General features: G+C 39.6%; 19 protein-coding genes and 1 riboswitch. Of the genes, 3 read left to right on the top strand and 16 right to left on the bottom strand.

The features are described 5' to 3' along the window. Positions 1 to 7: 7 nt before the first annotated feature. From CZ487_RS26385 to CZ487_RS22135, 4 genes are all read right to left on the bottom strand, one after another. Positions 8 to 184 carry a paeninodin family lasso peptide gene (locus CZ487_RS26385; protein ID WP_139339599.1) on the bottom strand — a complete coding sequence of 59 codons (177 nt, stop codon included), beginning with the start codon at positions 182 to 184 and terminating at the stop codon, positions 8 to 10. Between the two features lie 14 nt (positions 185 to 198). Continuing rightward, positions 199 to 2,151 carry an asparagine synthase-related protein gene (locus tag CZ487_RS22130; protein WP_077214417.1) on the bottom strand — a complete coding sequence of 651 codons (1,953 nt, stop codon included), beginning with the start codon at positions 2,149 to 2,151 and terminating at the stop codon, positions 199 to 201. Positions 2,152 to 2,362: 211 nt separating this feature from the next. Next, on the bottom strand, positions 2,363 to 2,497 hold the full coding sequence (locus CZ487_RS26390; protein WP_139339600.1) for a paeninodin family lasso peptide: 135 nt from the start codon (positions 2,495 to 2,497) through the stop codon (positions 2,363 to 2,365). Beyond that, a complete protein-coding gene (locus CZ487_RS22135; protein ID WP_077214418.1) occupies positions 2,498 to 4,453 on the bottom strand; it encodes a lasso peptide isopeptide bond-forming cyclase in 1,956 nt (651 codons plus the stop codon). A 534-nt stretch (positions 4,454 to 4,987) separates the two neighbouring features. After that, positions 4,988 to 5,074, top strand: a riboswitch (cyclic di-GMP riboswitch). A gap of 15 nt (positions 5,075 to 5,089) precedes the next feature. Here CZ487_RS22135 and CZ487_RS26220 point away from each other — a divergent pair. After that, on the top strand, positions 5,090 to 5,254 hold the full coding sequence (locus CZ487_RS26220; protein WP_084783348.1) for an anti-repressor SinI family protein: 165 nt from the start codon (positions 5,090 to 5,092) through the stop codon (positions 5,252 to 5,254). Positions 5,255 to 5,374: 120 nt separating this feature from the next. Continuing rightward, positions 5,375 to 6,370, top strand: coding sequence for a potassium channel family protein (locus CZ487_RS22145; protein WP_077214419.1), 996 nt, complete (start codon positions 5,375 to 5,377; stop codon positions 6,368 to 6,370). Here CZ487_RS22145 and CZ487_RS22150 read toward each other — a convergent pair whose 3' ends face one another. The 3 genes from CZ487_RS22150 to CZ487_RS22165 all read right to left on the bottom strand — a co-directional run bounded on the left by CZ487_RS22150 (position 6,371) and on the right by CZ487_RS22165 (position 9,893). Beyond that, positions 6,371 to 6,769, bottom strand: a complete 399-nt coding sequence (locus CZ487_RS22150; RefSeq protein ID WP_077214420.1) for a YugN-like family protein — start codon at positions 6,767 to 6,769, stop codon at positions 6,371 to 6,373. A 434-nt stretch (positions 6,770 to 7,203) separates the two neighbouring features. Continuing rightward, complete coding sequence (locus tag CZ487_RS22160; RefSeq protein ID WP_077214422.1) at positions 7,204 to 8,553, bottom strand: glucose-6-phosphate isomerase; 1,350 nt, start codon at positions 8,551 to 8,553, stop codon at positions 7,204 to 7,206. 176 nt (positions 8,554 to 8,729) lie between these two features. Then, on the bottom strand, positions 8,730 to 9,893 hold the full coding sequence (locus CZ487_RS22165; protein WP_077214423.1) for an iron-containing alcohol dehydrogenase: 1,164 nt from the start codon (positions 9,891 to 9,893) through the stop codon (positions 8,730 to 8,732). Between the two features lie 150 nt (positions 9,894 to 10,043). On the opposite strand from CZ487_RS22165, the gene CZ487_RS22170 reads away from it, so the two are divergent. After that, positions 10,044 to 10,271, top strand: coding sequence for a DUF378 domain-containing protein (locus CZ487_RS22170; RefSeq protein WP_077214424.1), 228 nt, complete (start codon positions 10,044 to 10,046; stop codon positions 10,269 to 10,271). A 55-nt stretch (positions 10,272 to 10,326) separates the two neighbouring features. Here the strand turns inward: CZ487_RS22170 and CZ487_RS22175 are convergent, their stop codons facing one another. The 9 genes from CZ487_RS22175 to CZ487_RS22215 form a co-directional block, all read right to left on the bottom strand. Continuing rightward, the gene (locus CZ487_RS22175) at positions 10,327 to 11,034 is read right to left on the bottom strand and encodes a response regulator (protein WP_077214425.1); all 708 of its coding nucleotides are present in this window, start codon (positions 11,032 to 11,034) and stop codon (positions 10,327 to 10,329) included. Then, positions 11,031 to 12,629, bottom strand: coding sequence for a DcuS/MalK family sensor histidine kinase (dcuS, locus tag CZ487_RS22180; RefSeq protein ID WP_084783349.1), 1,599 nt, complete (start codon positions 12,627 to 12,629; stop codon positions 11,031 to 11,033). Before dcuS ends, CZ487_RS22175 begins: the two co-directional genes overlap by 4 nt. A gap of 126 nt (positions 12,630 to 12,755) precedes the next feature. Beyond that, positions 12,756 to 13,106, bottom strand: a complete 351-nt coding sequence (locus tag CZ487_RS22185; RefSeq protein ID WP_077214427.1) for a hypothetical protein — start codon at positions 13,104 to 13,106, stop codon at positions 12,756 to 12,758. Between the two features lie 47 nt (positions 13,107 to 13,153). Next, positions 13,154 to 14,038 carry a CoB--CoM heterodisulfide reductase iron-sulfur subunit B family protein gene (locus CZ487_RS22190; protein WP_077214428.1) on the bottom strand — a complete coding sequence of 295 codons (885 nt, stop codon included), beginning with the start codon at positions 14,036 to 14,038 and terminating at the stop codon, positions 13,154 to 13,156. Beyond that, positions 14,035 to 14,991, bottom strand: a complete 957-nt coding sequence (locus CZ487_RS22195; RefSeq protein WP_077214429.1) for a succinate dehydrogenase/fumarate reductase iron-sulfur subunit — start codon at positions 14,989 to 14,991, stop codon at positions 14,035 to 14,037. The genes CZ487_RS22190 and CZ487_RS22195 overlap by 4 nt, the downstream gene beginning before the upstream one ends. Then, the gene (locus CZ487_RS22200; RefSeq protein WP_077214430.1) at positions 14,991 to 16,700 is read right to left on the bottom strand and encodes an FAD-dependent oxidoreductase; all 1,710 of its coding nucleotides are present in this window, start codon (positions 16,698 to 16,700) and stop codon (positions 14,991 to 14,993) included. The genes CZ487_RS22195 and CZ487_RS22200 overlap by 1 nt, the downstream gene beginning before the upstream one ends. 103 nt (positions 16,701 to 16,803) lie before the next feature. Continuing rightward, complete coding sequence (locus CZ487_RS22205) at positions 16,804 to 17,364, bottom strand: Fe-S-containing hydro-lyase (protein ID WP_077214431.1); 561 nt, start codon at positions 17,362 to 17,364, stop codon at positions 16,804 to 16,806. A gap of 16 nt (positions 17,365 to 17,380) precedes the next feature. After that, positions 17,381 to 18,226: a fumarate hydratase gene (locus CZ487_RS22210; protein WP_077214432.1), complete on the bottom strand. Its 846-nt coding sequence runs from the start codon at positions 18,224 to 18,226 to the stop codon at positions 17,381 to 17,383. A 58-nt stretch (positions 18,227 to 18,284) separates the two neighbouring features. Next, positions 18,285 to 18,476 carry a hypothetical protein gene (locus tag CZ487_RS22215; RefSeq protein ID WP_077214433.1) on the bottom strand — a complete coding sequence of 64 codons (192 nt, stop codon included), beginning with the start codon at positions 18,474 to 18,476 and terminating at the stop codon, positions 18,285 to 18,287. Positions 18,477 to 18,487 lie beyond the last annotated feature (11 nt).

Consider the following 18,487-nt stretch of genomic DNA (forward strand, 5'->3'; position numbering starts at 1 on the left):
AAATAACTTAACTCCCTAGTCCTGGTTTACAGCTCGCATTTGATGTCTCACTACTCTGATTACCATTCATATTTCCATTATGCTCTCCAACATCAAAACAATCCGGAACTGCATTCCCATTTCCGTTGAAGGTCATCCTAACCTCAAGTACCTCTAACCTCGGTACTTTCCATTGTCTCCTCATTCGTTCACCTCCCTTCAATATAAATATTTGAGAAACCGATAAAGGATAAGGCTCCGAATTAAAATTTTAAATTGATCCGAGAATATAATATTTGGATTATGGTCCTTACCGATATAATCTATTCCGTTTTGTATGACATCCCGATTTACGAATTCTGTCATCATTGAATCATTGGAAAGTCGCTTTAATTCCTCTACAAAGGCACTCCAGCATGACCTCATTCTATGAACCGTATCAGCCCCCTGGATTCCACGAATCTGATGATTCAGCCTCACCTTATCTGGGAGGATATTTTTCGTTGCTCTTCTTAAAAATGATCGTTCCATTCCATTTTTAACATATTGCTCTTCGGGGATTGATAAGCAAAATTGAATCACACGCAAATCATTTGTTGGGTCTCGGTCCCATAGTGAATAACGTAAAGACAGCTTCGTTGTAGCAGTACCGCTTTTATTCCAAAAATAGAGTTGATTATAGTGCTTTCTTCTATACTGAGTGAAATCACCGCTAGACGTCCCTGATATATCAAAGTCATTTTCTAAAAGTCTGATAAACACTTTTGTCCTTTTTGCAAAGTCAGGATTGATAAAGGAAGGAAATTGATAGTCTGTCTCATTCCTTCTTGCCAGCATCTTATATAAATCAGGAAAAGCATTTCTAGCGACAATGGGAAGCATCACCTTTTTACCTGTACAAAAGTTTGTACAATATGATTCTAGTTCCTTATTAAGCCGTAATATCCTTAGCTTTCTTAAAAGTGAAGAATAGTAATCAATTGATAAACTCCTAGATCCCCAGGATATTGAATGGTTCCCTCTCGAGCCGTTTAGCAGGATTTTCACACCCTGTTTAGAAGCATGTTCATTAATCCCTTTAAGCCAAAAAGCATTTTCAAAAAATTTATACGGCATTTCCATAAGGTTTAGAAAATCATCTACTTCTGTAAATGGATCCTTACCAGTAAAATTCAGATAGTGATCCTTTATATTCCCTATAAATTGAACTGTCTCTTTTATAAAAGGTCTTTCATCGGCTAAATAATATTTTGGGGTCCAATCAAAAAAGTCATCTTCTGGAATGTAGCTGTATGTATGTAATAATTTATTCTCTTTTTGTAGGGCTTTGGCTGCAAAGCTGACAACCGTGCCTGAATCTAATCCGCCGCTTAAATGCGAGCCAACCTTGCCGTGGGTGCGTAATTTTTCACTAACTGACCGTTGAAAAACCTCATGAAAAGCCTCTTCGTATTCTTGATCAGACTTTAATTTCAATTCCCTATCAAGAGATAATTTCCAATATCGATGTAAATGGATATTTCCTTTTTCAATCGTAATAGTGTGCGCTGGCGGAAGTTGATAGATATTTTTGTATACGGTATGATTTACATCAGTAGATTCAACCATTGTGGGTATAGCTAGAAACTCTGCAAGCCACTCTTCATTTAACTTTTTTTCTACGTTTGGTAATTCAAATAAAGGTTCAATAGTAGTACAAAAAGCAAACCGTGACTGATCTTTATAATAGTAAAGCGTACGTGCACCAGAAAAGTCTCTAGCACCAAATAGGATTTGTTGATTTTCATCCCAGATCATAAAGCTAAAATCCCCGACTAGATAGTTAGGAGATTCTTTACCCCATTTCTCGTATGCTAGTAATATAAGTTCAGTATCTGTAATTGTTTCTCGTATAAATCGGGAAACTTGTAAACGTTCAAATATCTCATTTCGATTATCAATTATGGCATCAGCTGTAATAACTATTTTTTTATCATTAACATATAAAGGATTCTGTTCACCTACAGATTCAGGGGTAATCCATTGGTTGTGACAGAGGAATAATAAGTAATCCTTTTGCCAAGTTTGAACATTATCTACTGGAATTTCCTCTAAAGCTTTGATTACTTTATTAAAAAGTTCAATATTAACTGGTTCCTTGAGAATATTGTATATTCCAGTAATAGCCGCCATGTCGTTCGTTCCTTCTTTCAACTATCTTGTATAAGTAATATAGTCATAAATTAAATTATTAGTTGTCCCTAACCAAATTGTGATTTAGAGTTTTGTTATCTGTAGAATTCCATTTTTTCCTAAATATGGTTTTACAAGCCCTTATACATGCTATCCTTGTATAAGGGCTATGTTTGTTAATTAAATTCGGTAAGCAATTTTTTGTCTACACTTAACTATGAAATGTTAAATCACCTCTGTCGGTTTCAGCAGGAAATTCTGCATCTGTTCTGTCTCCATATTTTCCAAGCAATGTCATTTTTACCTCGAGTACTTCTAAAATAGGTTTTTCCCATTCCTTTTTCACTTAATCACCTCCTTCATTTATTTTATTAATAAATCGGTATACAATTAGGCTTCGCATTAATGTTCTATAATCTGGGTCTGTGTCAAGTGAGACTTGAGGTCCCTTTTCACCTTTTGCAATAGCTTCTCGTAATATTTTTTTATCTAGAAAATCTAAAATTCTAGTATCAGTACTAAGTATTTTTAACTCTTCTATAAATTTGTCCCATTGAGAAGCCATTCTATGGACCCAATCAGTCCCCTGTACTCCACGAATTCGTTGATTGAGCCTGACCGTATCAGGTAAATATGTTTCAGTAGCACGTCGGACAAGAGCACGATCCACTCCATTCTGAACATATTGTTCTTCCGGTATCGACAAACAAAAACGCACTACGCGGAGATCATTTGTGGGATCACGCTTCCACATTGAATGCCGTAAGGATAGTTTTGTAATAAGGGTATTACCAGTATTCCAAGGAAATATATTATTACCTATAAGATTTTTTCTTTCGTCAAAAATATTGGCTGCGGTAATCCATCCTGTGTCGTTAACTCCATATTTTTCAAGTTTTTCATAGATTGAAGTCCTTTTTGCAAATCCCTTATTTATAAGAGCAGGAAGATAATATCCTGTTTTTTTTTGTGGAATTTTACGAATAACTGGAAATGCTAACTTTACAACTGTAGGCAACCTTCTTAGCCTAGCACCTCCTGTCTTAATAGAATATTGATTTAATTCTTGCAATAGTTTAAACCACTTTAATCGTCTTAACAGCTTTGCATAATAGTCTAGAGCAGACCCCCAAGAAATAGTAAAATTTCCTCTATCCCCATTTAGGAGTACTCCAATTCCTTCCACCTCAGCACATTCAAACACGCCTTTTAGCCAAAACGAATTTTCAAAAAATTTATACGGCATTTCCATAGCTTCAAGCATATCGTCGATTTCCGTATAAGAACTTTTCCCTTCAAAATCTAGATAGTGATCGTTTATTCCTCCAGTATATTGAACAGTTGATTTAATGAACGGTCTCTCGTCAGCTAATAAGTGCTTTGGAGTAAAATCAACAAAATCCTCCGGAGGAATATAACTAAAGGTGTGCAATATTTTATTTTGCTTTTTCAAGGTTCTTGCTGCAAATCCAACGACTGCGCCAGAATCTAGACCTCCACTCAACTGAGATCCAACATTCTTAAATGTACGAAGTCTTGAATCAACAGCCTCCTGAAAAACTTCTTGAAATGCTTCAACATACTCTTCATTAGAACTGAGTTTTAAACGTTCACCTGTAAAAAAAGAGCCATATCTATTTAATTTTATTTTCCCTTTTGAAATTGTGATGCTATGTGCCGGTGGAACCTGGTCAATATTTTTATATGGAGTTGTTCTGGCATCTACTGTATCGATAGTTCCCGTAATAGCCAAGTATTCTGCGAGCCATTCCTCATTTAGTTTTTTCTTAACATAGGATAAAGACAACAATGGAGCAAGTGTAGTACAGAAAGAAAATCGCCCGTTGTCCATGTAATAATAAAGTGTCCGATAACCAGACAGATCCCTTGCCCCAAATAGCTTTTGTTCTCTCTCATCCCATATCATAAAAGCAAAATCCCCAACCAAAAACTTCGGTGAGTCTTCTCCCCATTTATGATAAGCTAGAAGAATTAACTGACTGTCCGTGATTTGTTTTCTGTCTTCTTTATGTATCTGTAATTTTTCAAACAGTTCTTCTCTATTATCAATAATGGCATCAGCTGTTATGGCTAATTGTCTCTGATAATCATAAAAAGGAAGCTGCTCACCAATTGATTCTGGTGTAATCCATTGTGCATGGCAGCCAAGAAAAACATGATCCTTTTGCCATGTTTGTACATCATCAGCTGGAAACTTACTGAGTGCTTTCATGATTCCTCTACTATATTCAATTGAAATAGGTTCCTTGTTAAAATGAACAATTCCTGCGATTGCACTCATTCTTTTCCTCCTGCCCAAATGTTCCTAATAAAGAACAAAAACTATAAAAAAATAAACTAAAGCTAATTACCTATTGAAAATCCTTTATAAATCACATTGAGTTCATTATAAAGAACAATATATTCTTAATTTACCATGGCTTCTACAAGCTGTCAATCAAATCTTAGATTGTCATTTTATATAACGAATGTATATACAAGTAAAAGCTTTTCATCTATTAGTTATAATCCTTTAGCACCAATAAATATGCTTTTATGCCACTTATTATAACAACGCTATAGCTAGAAACCTAGATAATTCTTATATAATTTTTCAACAACTTCTACCATTTTTTGAGTTTTGCAAAATGAATTATTATACGACTTCTGCCAGAAGTGCACGAGAAAAAACATTTTAACAAAATAACTTTTGGGATATCTGTCTACTTTTGTCGGAATTAGTATTAATTTTTAGATAATTTTGGTATTTTTTCCAAAACCACAAAGTAGTATAATTTAACTACACGATAATAGTGAAAATTAAAAAAATACAAACTACTGACAAAGGCAAACTTGCTGAAAGGTGAGGACGCAAAGTTACAGATCTAAGGTGCGAGGGTGCTAGGATGGCTGTGCTGCCACATAGGAGGTAAAAAGGGTGGCAAATTTTGAGCAACTGGACCAAGAATGGATTGAATTAATGAAAGAAGCAAGAGACTTAGGCATATCGATTCAAGAGGTAAAAGACTATTTTCAAAGAAACAGCGCTAAGCTGACAGAAAAAGAGGAAGCACTGCCTACCATTCGACTTCTCCCTTCATAAAACTTCAATACCCTAGAAAGGGTTATTTTTATCACCAGTAAATTTAGCATTCCTTCGTTTAGCCTCCCCCACAAATGACCAAGATGGTAATAGAAATTTTAAGTCTTGGAGTGAGAGGCCATGTCGCACCATTTTTATCATATTTTTGCACGTCTGCCGATGTTTTTTCGAATATTGTTGATGGCCTTAACAGTCATTCTAACTCTCGGTATCATCGTTACGTTTATTGAACCAGAAACGTTTCACACCATTTTCGACGGAATCTGGTGGGCAATTATCACGGCGTCTACCGTTGGGTACGGAGATATTGTACCGCAAACGACAGCTGGGAAAATTACAGGGATCGTGCTGATTTTTTTCGGAGCTGGCTTTCTCTCAGCTTATCTTATTTCACTTGCGACATCAGCGGTGACAAGACAGACTGATTTTCTGGAGGGAAAAGTGGCGTTTAAAGGAAAAGATCATATTGTCATTATCGGCTGGAATGAGCGATCCCGTGAAGTTATACATAAATTCTTAGAATTCCATTACAAAGGATCGATTGTCTTAATTGACGAGACGTTGAAAAAGAACCCTTTCTCTGATTACCATGTGCAATTTATTCAGGGAAGATCCCATACCGATCAGACCCTGTTGAAGGCTAATATTGAGGATGCTTCAAAGGTGCTCATTACAGCTGATCAAAATCGTGATGAATTGCAGGCAGATATGAATACGATTCTTACCTTGCTAGCCATTAAAGGCTGTAACAACACGGTTCCTTGTGTCGTTGAGGTGCTTACTGCGGAGCAAGCCGCAAATGCGAAAAGAGCGGGTGCGGATATTGTCATTCAATCGAATAACATAACAAGTTCGGTTATGTTGAACAGCTTAAAAACTGAGGGCCGTGTAGAATCACTGCTGAGTTTGCTTGAGCAATTAGATGGAAGCAGAATTGTTTCCCGTTCTTCAGAACCATTTATCAACAAGAAGTTTAACGATGCCAGTAAGATTTTATTGGAGGAAGACTCGATTTTATTAGGGATAAAAAGAGGAGCAAACACGACTGTGAATCCTCCCCCAGATTTTATCATTAAAGATCACGATGTACTTATCGTCATCACACCTGCATCATAGCTATTCATTTAACAATGTTACTTCAAGCTCGGACACTAACGCTTTCCCTGCGTCAATATATTGATAAGGAACTTCTGCGTCCTTGTCGATTGGTTCCTGGAACTGGTTAAGGGTACCGGCATCGTCGACCTCTTCGTCTATGCCTACCTCGTACACATGAGAGAGTAAGAAAGGACGCCCGAGCTCTACGGTACAGTTTCTAGAATCGAGCTGACCATCAACCGCCCGAAATGGCAACCGTACAAACTGGTAACCATTTTCATCGTTTAACTTGTAATCGAAATAACCGTGATCGTAGTCCCAATTACCTCCAATCGAATAACCAAGCGGTTTCAAGTACTGTTCGAGCTTATACAAATCAAATTGTCTGCCTTCTACTTTTGAAGGAATCTCAATCATGACAGCAACCCCTTTCAAGCTTTTGGCTTAGTTTCCCCCAAAAAAAGAGTGTTAGTCTTTAAAAAGTAACGGGTTCGAAAATACAGGTTAAATAACTTACAAAAAGCATGGCAAGAAAAATCTGCCATGCCTTTTAGGCGTAGAATTTACCGTTAAAGTATAGTGGGGAGGCTTAATAGGCAGAAATAAATGGAGAAATTCCGCTTATCCTTTCTAATTAAGGTAAAATCCAATGATTTGGACCATATAACGGGAAAATTTGCCCTTATTGTTAAGGAAATATCGGTATTTCCCAAAATAAGCGGAATTCTTCCGCTTATTTTTCAAACACGATTAGATTTTAATTTGTCCAAAACATTGATACAGAAATAGGGTGAGAAAATCACTTTCTCACCCCATTTGCAAGTACTTATTTCTTCAAAAAGACAAACAAATTATTTCAACCGCTTCTCCAACTCCGCCTTCTTCTCTTCAAACCCAGGCTTGCCGAGCAGCGCAAACATATTCACTTTATAAGCTTCAACCCCAGGCTGATCGAACGGATTAACTCCCAATAAATAACCGCTCATCGCACATGCTTTTTCAAAAAAGTAAACTAGGTAGCCGAATGTGTACTCATCAAGTTTCGGGATGGATACAATCAGGTTCGGCACTCCGCCGTCCGTATGGGCGAGCAGCGTTCCTTCAAACGCTTTGTTATTGACAAAATCGATTGTTTTTCCAGCGAGATAGTTCAAGCCATCGAGATCGTTTTCCGTTTTTTCAATGGTTAGTTCGTGACGTGGATTTTCCACTTTAATGATCGTTTCAAATAAGTCACGGCGACCTTCTTGAACATACTGACCTAATGAATGAAGGTCGGTTGAGAAATTAGCAGATGCTGGAAAAATTCCCTTTTGATCCTTTCCTTCGCTTTCACCAAACAGCTGCTTCCACCATTCTGAAAAATATTGAAGACCTGGCTCATAATTGATGAGCATTTCAATACTTTTTCCTTTGTTCAGTAAAATGTTACGAACAGCTGCGTACTGATAAGCAAGGTTATTTTCAAGTTCTGATTCGCTGAACTCCTCACGGGCATCAGCCGCACCCTTCATCATCGCTTCAATATCAGCACCGCTCGCCGCAATTGGCAGAAGTCCAACCGCAGTTAACACCGAATATCTGCCACCCACATCGTCGGGGATAATAAACGATTCATAGCCTTCTTCATTGGCGAGTGTTTTAAGAGCACCTCGAGCTTGATCAGTCGTGGCATAAATGCGTTTCCGAGCTTCCTCCGCACCGTATTTTTCTTCTAACATTTTGCGGAAAATCCGGAAAGCAATTGCTGGCTCTGTAGTCGTCCCAGATTTTGAAATCACATTCACAGAAAAATCTTTTCCTTCCAACAGGTCCATGACATCTCTCATATAAGTGGAGCTGATGTTATTCCCAACAAAAATGATTTGAGGTGTTGTCCGCTTTTCTTTCGGAAGAGCATTATAAAAGCTATGCTGCAGCATTTCAATCGCAGCACGCGCCCCTAAGTAAGAACCGCCAATTCCAATCACCAATAAAACGTCAGAGTCACCTTTTATCTTTTCTGCCGCTTTTTGGATTCTTGAAAATTCCTCTTTATCATAATCAACCGGAAGGTCAATCCAGCCTAAATAATCACTTCCCGCTCCTGTTTGTTCATGCAGGGAGTGGTGAGCCACTTTAACGAAATCTCTCATATATTCAATTTCATGTTCTCCAAAAAAGGATAGTGCCTTCGAGTAATCAAAACGCAACTTTGTCATCCTTGATCCTCCTAAATTCTATGTATTCTTTTACACTCTAAACAATCTTTGCTCCGTAATCAAGAAACCCTGATATTGTAAGCGTGTCCAATTAAAGACATTATTTTACATACTATTTAAAAATAAAAATAACGTGCCGAAACGACACGTTATTTCTACAATAATGACGATTTCACCTATAAAGAAGCGCGATAAATCGCAAGCACATCATCACGGTTTAATTTTTTAAAGTTACCGAATTCACCGTTAACCATCGCTTTATCGGCCATTACTTCGATTTGGCTGTCATCAATATCATAATCCGCTAAGCGGGAAGGTGCACCGATGCTGTTCCAGAACTCGCGGAGTTTTTCGATTCCTTCCAGGCCAGCTTCTTCATCACTTTTTCCTGTTGGATCAACACCGAAGACGCGGACAGCTAACTTTTTAAAGCGCTCAGGTTTCACATTCAAGTTGTGCTTCATCCAATTCGGGAATAAAATTGCCAGTCCGCCGCCATGAGGAATATCGTAAACCGCTGAGACAGCGTGCTCAATATTATGTGTAGCCCAATCACCGCGGAAACCCATCGAGAACATTCCATTTAGTGCCATTGTTCCGTTATAAAGGATCGTTGCTCGCTCTTCATAGCTTTCCAAGTTTTCTAACAGCCTTGGTGCCGACTCCATCACCGTAAGAAGCTGGCCCTCGCACATACGATCTTGCAATAAAGTATTTTCTTCCAAGTGGAAATAATGCTCGATGACATGTGACATCATATCAACAATGCCGTAGACAGTTTGGTCTCTTGGCACAGTATAGGTATTTTCAGGATCAAGGATCGAGAATTTCGGGAATGTCACAGGACTTCCCCAGCCATACTTCTCCTTTGTTTCCCAATTTGTAATAACAGAACCAGCGTTCATTTCAGAACCTGTTGCAGCAAGTGTCAGCACAGTTCCAAACGGAAGTGCCTCTTTCGCGAATGCTTTTTTCGTGACGATATCCCATGCATCGCCATCATATTTTGCTCCGGCTGCGATTGCTTTCGTGCAGTCAATAACACTGCCGCCTCCTACCGCTAGTAAAAATTCTATTCCTTCCTTTTTGCAAAGCTCCACACCTTTTCTTACGGTAGAAATACGCGGGTTCGGCTCTACACCTGACAATTCAAAGACTTCAGCACCCAGCTCTTTTAACAATGACATGACATCATCATAAAGTCCGCTGCGCTTAATGCTGCCGCCGCCGTAAACAAGGAGAACCTTCTTGCCGTACTTCGGTACCTCATCTTTTAACGCTTCTAGCTGCCCTTTTCCGAAGATTAATTTCGTTGGGTTCCAATATGTAAAATTGATCATGTTTAAATCATCCTCCTTCAGGTACTTATTATCTTTCATCTTTTTTGTGAATGCAAAAATTACGATTTTTTAAGGATTACCATTGCATATGCATAATATTCTTTTAAAAAAATCACACTATAGGTAATCCCAAATATAAGGAGGTACAGCATGAGCACAATTCAACGTATTGCATTAATTCTTACCATCATTGGGGCCATTAACTGGGGGTTAATCGGATTCTTCCAATTTGATCTTGTTGCCTCTATCTTTGGAGGACAGGATTCAGGACTGGCAAGAATCGTCTATGGATTAGTCGGACTTGCTGGTTTAATCAACCTCGGTCTATTGTTTAAACCGAACGAGCAAACCGAACCTTCCCCTGAAGCTAGCCGTTAAATTACATCAAACAATCCTTGCTGATTTCCAGCAAGGATTGTTCATTTCAACTTTCCTAAAAAAACTCAGCAATCTTACACTCATCTTCCGCTTTATATAAAAAATGTATACTCGGACGCCCAACGGAACCATGGTACACCCTGGCATCCAATGCATTTATTTCGCTTAAAAAGTTCAAATACTTTCTAACCGAAACACTTGAAATCCCTGTTTTTTTAGCAAGCTCTTCCGATTCAAAAGCTATGCCTTCTAATTTCTTCATTTCGGTAAGAATGATTCTTAATGTTGGCTTCGTCAATCCCTTTGGTAATTCCTTGGATGTTGAGGATGTTTGTTTTGAAAAAAAGCTTTTATCCAGTTCAGCTTGGGAGAAAGCTCTTTTCCCCTTCATTAAACTTTTCCGATCCTGATAGGAATGAAGAGCTTCACTCAGCCGTATGAATGAAAAGGGCTTGATCAGGTAATCAATTGCGCCCAGCCTAACTGCATCTTGAACGGTGATTAAATCTGATGCTGCTGTTATCAGAATAACATCGATTTTCTTGTCATTTTCCCTTATGATTCTCAATAGCTCAAGTCCTGTCCCACCTGGCATATAAACATCTAGAAGAATTAAATCAACTATATTTGATTCTAAAAACCTCGCGGCATCCATTACACTTCCTGCCACCCCAACTGTTTGAAAGCCTTCTAATGAATCAACAAATTTCTTATTTAGTTCTGCAACCATTGGGTCGTCTTCCACAATAAATACCTTAATCAAGTCTGATCTCTCCCTGCATTATACGGTATTTCCAATACAAATATAGTTCCTTTGTTTTCTTCAGAAGTAAACGCAAGGCACCCGCCATATTTTTCTGCTGACTTTTTCGCCAAATAAAGTCCATAGCCTCTCTTTTCACCCTTGCTGGAAAAACCTTTATCAAATAAATTACCCTTATCAACTTCTCTAATGCCTACACCTGAATCTTCAACCACTACAGTTAAAAGCTCCCCATCAAAAAGTAGTGACATCGATACCTTTTTATCTTCTGATTTTTCAACGGCATCGGCAGCATTTTGAATAAGATTTCCCATGATCGTAATCAAGTCATGGGTAAACTCCTGATTATTTGTATTAGGGATTACGTTTTCAATCGAAAGTTCTAGAGCGATCCCCTTCTCTCTGGCTGCACTATGCTTCCCAATGATAAAACCTGCTAGGTACGGATTTTTAATCTTTCTCGTAATATTCTCCATCTCATCCTGGCTGTTGTGGACAATTCTGTTGATATAATTTGACATGCTGTCATATTCCTTCAATGTTAATAGCCCTAAAATGACATGAAGCCTATTCATAAATTCATGTGATTGCGCACGTAAAACTTCTGCGTAATGCTTTACACCCGAGAGCTGTTCCGCCAGCAGACGAACTTCTGATTGGTCCCTAAAGGTAGAAATGGCGCCGGCTATTTTTCCATTAACAATAATCGGGACCGAGTTAATTAATAATTTCACATCTTTGATTTGAGATTCTTCATCCTCAAGTGATTCCCCAGTCTTTAAAACACGCACCAACACTGAGTCCTTGACGAACAGATCGATATGCTTTCCTGTCTCAATTTTATCCATCCCTGTCTTCTTAAAAATTTCCTCAGCTGATCTATTTACAATGGTGATATTCCCGGTATGATCAACTGCAATAATTCCTTCACGAACAGATTCCAACATCCTATTTCTCTCTTGATGTATTTTCGCAATTTCAAATGGCTCGAGTCCATATAAGATTTTTTTTATAAAATGAGCAATTACTACAGCACCAAAAATTCCGATTAATAGACCATAAGAGATACCAATCGCATTATCCTTTTGAACGGAGAGGATTTCTTTCTCCAGCTCGTCGATTAGTACTCCTACAGCAACCGCGCCTATCTGTGTCCCATTTGAATTATAAACAGGCGTAAACGTTCTTAACGACACACCGAGAGTTCCTTCTGATATCGAAACATATTCCTTTCCAGAAAGAACAGGATCCTCGTCACCGCCCTTAAATCTCTTCCCAATTTCATCGGGGTCTGGGTGAGATTTACGGACTCCATCCATATCCATGACAACAATGAACTGAACATCGAGCTCCTTTATTAACTTTTCTGTGTAATCTTGAATACGGGGCTCAGGAATTATCCCCTCCAATCCGCCAATGACTATGGGGGCGTTCGCTATGATTCTTGAGACATGAAAGGCGACTTCTTCTTTATGTTTCTTCACTCTATCTGAAACCGCTTTATCAGCACGTATATTCATCATCAACAGTGACATCAGCACAACTATACAAACCAATAGGACGATCATGAGCTTCAAAGATAACTTGTTTCGCAACTCTTCCACCGCTTTATTTATGACTTCTCTATTATGATAAAACAGAAAGGATGCTTATAACTGCACATTTCTTGTCTATTTCAGCAAAAATGAAATAGAGGACCCTTGTAAGGATCCTCATTGTGGTTATAGTGGTATTTTTGTTTTTTTATAATATTTATAAATGCCCGTCTTTATTCTTACATGAAGCTGTTCTTCTATTTGTCCGAACCAGCACTTTTCAATTTCTCCTGGCGTAAATTTTGCTAATCCTCCTTTTACTTTTATCCACAGCTTTGAATCATGATCCTGAAAATAACCTGTAATGGATGTGGATAGCGGATGAAACGGTTCTCTGCTGGAGTGAATAGTTCCGTAATAGATATAGCTTTCGCCGTACTGATCGTGGATCCAGTCATCCTCGCGATTGAGCAGCCACAGCATCCCTTTTTCAATATTCCCGACCAATTTTGCCTTCTTTTCATAGGTATATTTCATAGAAAATATCCCCTTTTAGATGAAACACTTCATTTCTCTCTAACTTTTTAGACAAGCTGCAAACTCCGTCTTAGCATTGGAATCGCATCAACCACATGACGTTGAATCGCAAGTTCCTCAGGTGAAAGACCTAACGCCAGCCCAATCAGCTGCGGTAAGTGAAGAATTGGCATCGTAATATCTTCCTTAAAGCCTTTTTGAGCATCCGGCTGATAAGCATCAAGCTGCATTTGGCACAGCGGACAAGGTGTTACTAAACAATCAGCACCAGATGTTTTAGATGATAAGGTATTCATTCCCGTTAGTCCCATAACTTCTTTTTCGGCAGGAAAGACGGAATGGAAGCCGCAGCAAGCAAGTCTTTGATCAAATTCAACACTTTCGGCTCCAAGTACTTCCGCTACCATTTCCATTGATTGTGGATTACGGTGATTTTCAAAGCCCATAATTTTCGGCGGCATTAAAATATGACAGCCGTAGAAGTTCGCAACTTTTAATCCTGTTAATGGGCGAACGACTTTCTTCCTTAAATTCTCAAGCCCATATTCTTCAATCAGCATCCACAATAAATGGGTCACTTCCGTATTTCCCTTATACTGCATGCCTGTCCCTCTCAGGCTTTCATTAACTCTCGTTTTAAGGTTATCATTGCGGTCCAGCTTATCCTTTGCAGTGCGAAGCATGAGTGTACATGTGTTGCATACTGTAATAATTTTCGATACTCCCAGCTCTTCACCCAAGGCGATATTGCGTGCGTTGATTGAGGTAGCTAAGAAGTCATCCACGTCCTGAATATGGCTTGCCCCGCAGCATGTCCATCCCTTTAACTCAATCAGTTCAATTCCCAATGCCTCTGCAACTTTCAGGGTGGATATCATTAATTCTTCTTCAGCCGATTCTAACGTACATCCTGGAAAGAAAGCGTATCTCATCGGTTTTCGACCTCCTCAGCATACTTATAAATTTCTTGAACCCCTTTAATTCCTTCAACTGCTTTTGGCATATGAAATGGGTTAATTTTTCCTTTTTTAATCATTCTCAGTGCAAAAGGAACCTTCGTTGTTGCCGTTTTGAAAAGACCATCTGTCTTAATCGGCAGCATCGTTTCATTTAATCGTCCTTTTGTACGAACATCGTTCACAAATGCGAAAGCATGCTTTGCTCCCTGGTTATTAACTTCACCCATTCTAATTGATTCCTGACGTAAGAAAGCAACTTGCTCTGTTAGCGGAATCCCTTTTGGACAACTCGTTGCACACTGCATGCAGTGCATACATTTCCATAGTTCATTTTCAATAACAGGTCGAATATGCTCCTCAGGGGAACCATCCCTCGAATCGACTGCGAAACGGTAAGCACGATTTAGAATAAATGGATCTAGGTATGTTCCATCATTCACAGCCAATTGATTACATTCTGAAGCACAGATCCCGCAGAGAATACAGTCTGTCGGGGAAGCAATATGATGAAAGTCCTCTTCGCTTTGAATAAAACCTCCTTCAACATCTCCTTCTACTGATGGAATTAACCATGGCTTCACTTTCTCCATTTTCTCCATCTTTGGCTCCCACGCAACGGCGAGGTCTTTAATGACTTCAAAACTTCCCATTGGTTCAAAAGTTAAGTAGTCTGTTTTGAATGTATCAAGGACTTCATCAAGCGATGTTTTACATGCCAAGTAGGATGATCCGTTCACTTTAACTCCACAGCTTCCGCAAATAGCATGTCGGCAAGCTGATGTAAAGACCAGTGTGGGATCGAACTGTTCACGGATAGAGGTAAGAGCCCAAAGGATCGTCTTCCCTTTTTCATATGCTAATTGATAATCCTGATACCATTCTTTGTTCCCATCGAATCGTTTGATTTTAAAATGTATCTTTCTCATCAATACTTCCGCTCCTCCGGCTGATATTTCGTAATGGTAACTGGGCTATACTCGAGACGATATTTTTTGCCTTCGTTATGAATGAGCGTATGCTTTAAGAATTTCTCATCATCACGGGTTGGATAATCACCTCGGGAATGTGACCCGCGGCTTTCCTTCCGATTAATAGCCCCCATCGCGACTGCTTTTGCTAATTTTAATAGATTGCCAATTTCCACATAGTTGATAAACGCCATATTGTATTTTTCAGAAGAATCTCCGATATAAGCTTCTTTAAATTGTTCTAGTAAAACTTCAATTGTGTCGCATGCTTTTTGCATTTCTTTTTCCGTTCGGAAGATTCCTACGTTGTACCACATCGTCTCTGCCATCTTGTCACGGATTTCGAACATGTTAATACCTGTTTTCTTCTCGCGCATCTTTTTGAATTTTTTCACCCAATTTTCTGCATCTTGTTGAAGCTTTTTAGCATCAGTAAAGCTGCGCTTCTTCGCGGTATCCCTTGCGCCAAGTCCTGCGTATTTACCAAACAGCACCACATCAGCTACTGAATTGCCTCCTAGGCGGTTAGCTCCGTGAATGGAAACAGCACAGCATTCACCAGCAGCATGGATCCCTTCGATTGGAGTTGCACATGTTTTGTAATCACTTACATGAATTCCACCCATCATATAATGGCAGCTTGGGCGAATAGGCACCGGATCTGTAATTAAATCTACGCCTTCGAAATCCATCGCCAGTTCCCGCACCTGCGGCAAGCGTTCCATAATTTTTTCTTTTCCTAAATGACGCAGGTCCATCAATACATAGGATCCCATTCCGTCACCGAAACCTCTGCCTTCTTTAATCTCTGTCTCAATACTGCGGGAAACAAGATCACGTGGTCCAAGCTCCATTTTTTCAGGAGCATAGCGTGCCATGAATCTTTCTCCATCTTTATTTATTAAATATCCGCCTTCTCCGCGGCAAGCTTCCGATAACAGTACACCCGTAGAAGCTAGGCCAGTTGGATGAAATTGAACGAATTCTGGATCTTTTATTGGGATACCGACATCAAAGCAGGCTGCCGTTCCGTCTCCAGTCATATTGATCGCATTAGTTGTTCGGCTCCAATAGACACGTCCAAATCCACCAGTAGCAATGACCACTGATTTTGCTTGGATGGCATGAATTTCACCTGTTCGGATATCCATGGCAACCAATCCTTGAAACTTTCCTTTGTCAACTGATAATGACAATAAATACCAATCATTATGAAAGTTTACCTTATTTTTTAAGCATTGTTCATATAAAGCATGTAGGATAACATGCCCTGTTTTATCGGCTGAATAACAGGTTCTTGGGCTTGAAGCTCCTCCGAATGGACGCTGTGCAACCCTTCCGTTTTCATCACGAGAGAATGGTACCCCCATGTAATCTAACTCTGAAATAAGTTCTGGCATATGAGTGGTGAAAAACTCAACAGCGTCCTGGTCAGCTAAGAAATCGCTTCCTTTAACGGTATCGCGAAAATGCTTTTCAATGGAGTCTGTTGCATCACGATATCCCATTGCTGCATTGATGCCGCCTTGTGCAGCACCTGTATGTGAACGAGTCGGAAAAATTTTACTAAGTACAGCTACGCTTAAATTAGGATCTTTACTGGCATATAGGGCTGACATCATTCCCGCACCGCCAGCTCCTACGATTACTACATCGTATTTCAACATTGGGTGAATCCCCCTTGTAATAGTCTTTTCTCACATGCCCGTTCAAGCTTCCCCATTTGTGGAGAAAATCGAACGGTGCATGAATGGTGCATAGTTCATGAATTTACTCTGTAACACGATACTGGTGCACACCTAATTCGTATAAGTTATTTCCTTCTGAATCGATCGCTACAATACAAGGATAATCAACGACTTCAAGACGGCGGATAGCTTCCGGACCTAAATCATCAAACGCCACTACCTCCGCACTTTTTACGGAATCAGCGATTAAGGCTGCTGCTCCGCCAATTGCTGCGAAATAAACGACATTATTTTTGATCATACTGTCAATAACCTCTTTGCTTCTTGGACCTTTTCCGATCATTCCTTTTAGGCCCTGTTCCATCATCGTTGGTGAGTAAGCATCCATCCGCCCGCTCGTAGTAGGCCCGCATGATCCAATTACTTTTCCTGGCTTTGCTGGAGTAGGTCCTGCGTAATAGATTACTTGATTCGTAAAATCTACCGGCAGCTCTTCTCCACTTGCAATTGCCTCGGTTAATAGCTTATGAGCTGCGTCCCTAGCCGTATAAATCACGCCTGTAATCGAAACCTGATCACCTGCTTTTAACCCTTTTACAACTTCATCCGTAAGTGGTGTACTTACCTTTTTAATATCAGTCATGGCAGTTTCTCTCCCTTTATAAAATAACTTCCTTGTGGCGAGCAGCGTGGCAGTTCAAACAAACAGCAACTGGCATCGTTGCGATATGGGTAGGATAAGTCTCGATATGAACAGCGAGTGCCGTTACCTTCCCGCCAAAGCCTTGTGGTCCGATCCCAAGCTTATTGATTTCTTCAAGCAATTCTTCTTCCAGTGCGCGATAAGCAGGATCTGGATGTGGTGCACCCGCTTCACGGGACAGCGCCTTCTTCGCTAACAGCGTGCTTTTGTCCATTGTTCCACCAACCCCTACCCCGACTATGACTGGCGGACAAGGGTTTCCGCCTGCTTCCGTTACAGCCTGGATAATAAATTTCTTCACACCCTCTAATCCCTCAGCTGGTTTTAGCATTTTAAGAGAGCCCATATTTTCGCTTCCTGCACCCTTTGGAAGAACCTGAATCTTAAGTTCATCTCCCGGTACAAGCTCCGTATAAATCACTGCTGGTGTGTTGTCTCCTGTATTTTTTCGATTAAGAACAGGATCACCTACAACGGACTTTCGTAAATAACCATCAATATATCCTTGGCGAACACCTTCATTAATCGCGTCCTGTAATGTACCGCCCGTAATATGCACTTCCTGCCCCACTTCAACAAAGACAACGACCATTCCTGTATCCTGGCACATTGGCGCATGCTCAGCACGGGCTAATTCAACGTTTTTCACAATTTTTTCAAGACTGTACTTCCCAAACTTTGATTCTTCTTTATGTACTGCTTCACGGAGCAGTTTTTCTACATCCTCTGGAAGATTGCATGCCGCATCAATACATAATTCTTTTACCGCTGCTGAAATAACATCTACTGTAATTTCCTTCATGTTAAAATCCTCTTCTTTCTTTAGTTGATTGGTAACCGTTGCTGGAATCTATTTCTTTTTAGCTGATTTTCAGATAAACCGGCGTTTGTTTGGAATAGGACTCAGGTATAAAAGTTAGCATATCTAGACTTTGACATTTAGAACACCGATACGCCGGAACTTTTAATTCATATTCATCATCACAGCCATGGTATAGATCGACGATAAACTCTTTTTCTAACTCAGCAGAACAGCATTTCGAGACATTCATTTTGGTTTTCC

Source organism: Robertmurraya dakarensis (assembly GCF_900156875.1).
Classification (GTDB): Bacteria; Bacillota; Bacilli; order Bacillales; family Cytobacillaceae; genus Robertmurraya; species Robertmurraya dakarensis.

Excerpts from the sequence above, each read along its gene's own strand:
- CZ487_RS26385 (WP_139339599.1), bottom strand. The coding sequence starts at position 184 with ATGAGGAGACAATGGAAAGTACCGAGGTTAGAGGTACTTGAGGTTAGG.
- CZ487_RS22130 (WP_077214417.1), bottom strand. The coding sequence starts at position 2,151 with ATGGCGGCTATTACTGGAATATACAATATTCTCAAGGAACCAGTTAAT.
- CZ487_RS22135 (WP_077214418.1), bottom strand. The coding sequence starts at position 4,453 with ATGAGTGCAATCGCAGGAATTGTTCATTTTAACAAGGAACCTATTTCA.
- CZ487_RS22145 (WP_077214419.1), top strand. The coding sequence starts at position 5,375 with ATGTCGCACCATTTTTATCATATTTTTGCACGTCTGCCGATGTTTTTT.
- CZ487_RS22150 (WP_077214420.1), bottom strand. The coding sequence starts at position 6,769 with ATGATTGAGATTCCTTCAAAAGTAGAAGGCAGACAATTTGATTTGTAT.
- CZ487_RS22160 (WP_077214422.1), bottom strand. The coding sequence starts at position 8,553 with ATGACAAAGTTGCGTTTTGATTACTCGAAGGCACTATCCTTTTTTGGA.
- CZ487_RS22165 (WP_077214423.1), bottom strand. The coding sequence starts at position 9,893 with ATGATCAATTTTACATATTGGAACCCAACGAAATTAATCTTCGGAAAA.
- CZ487_RS22170 (WP_077214424.1), top strand. The coding sequence starts at position 10,044 with ATGAGCACAATTCAACGTATTGCATTAATTCTTACCATCATTGGGGCC.
- CZ487_RS22185 (WP_077214427.1), bottom strand. The coding sequence starts at position 13,106 with ATGAAATATACCTATGAAAAGAAGGCAAAATTGGTCGGGAATATTGAA.
- CZ487_RS22190 (WP_077214428.1), bottom strand. The coding sequence starts at position 14,038 with ATGAGATACGCTTTCTTTCCAGGATGTACGTTAGAATCGGCTGAAGAA.
- CZ487_RS22195 (WP_077214429.1), bottom strand. The coding sequence starts at position 14,991 with ATGAGAAAGATACATTTTAAAATCAAACGATTCGATGGGAACAAAGAA.
- CZ487_RS22200 (WP_077214430.1), bottom strand. The coding sequence starts at position 16,700 with ATGTTGAAATACGATGTAGTAATCGTAGGAGCTGGCGGTGCGGGAATG.
- CZ487_RS22205 (WP_077214431.1), bottom strand. The coding sequence starts at position 17,364 with ATGACTGATATTAAAAAGGTAAGTACACCACTTACGGATGAAGTTGTA.
- CZ487_RS22210 (WP_077214432.1), bottom strand. The coding sequence starts at position 18,226 with ATGAAGGAAATTACAGTAGATGTTATTTCAGCAGCGGTAAAAGAATTA.
- CZ487_RS22215 (WP_077214433.1), bottom strand. The coding sequence starts at position 18,476 with ATGAATGTCTCGAAATGCTGTTCTGCTGAGTTAGAAAAAGAGTTTATC.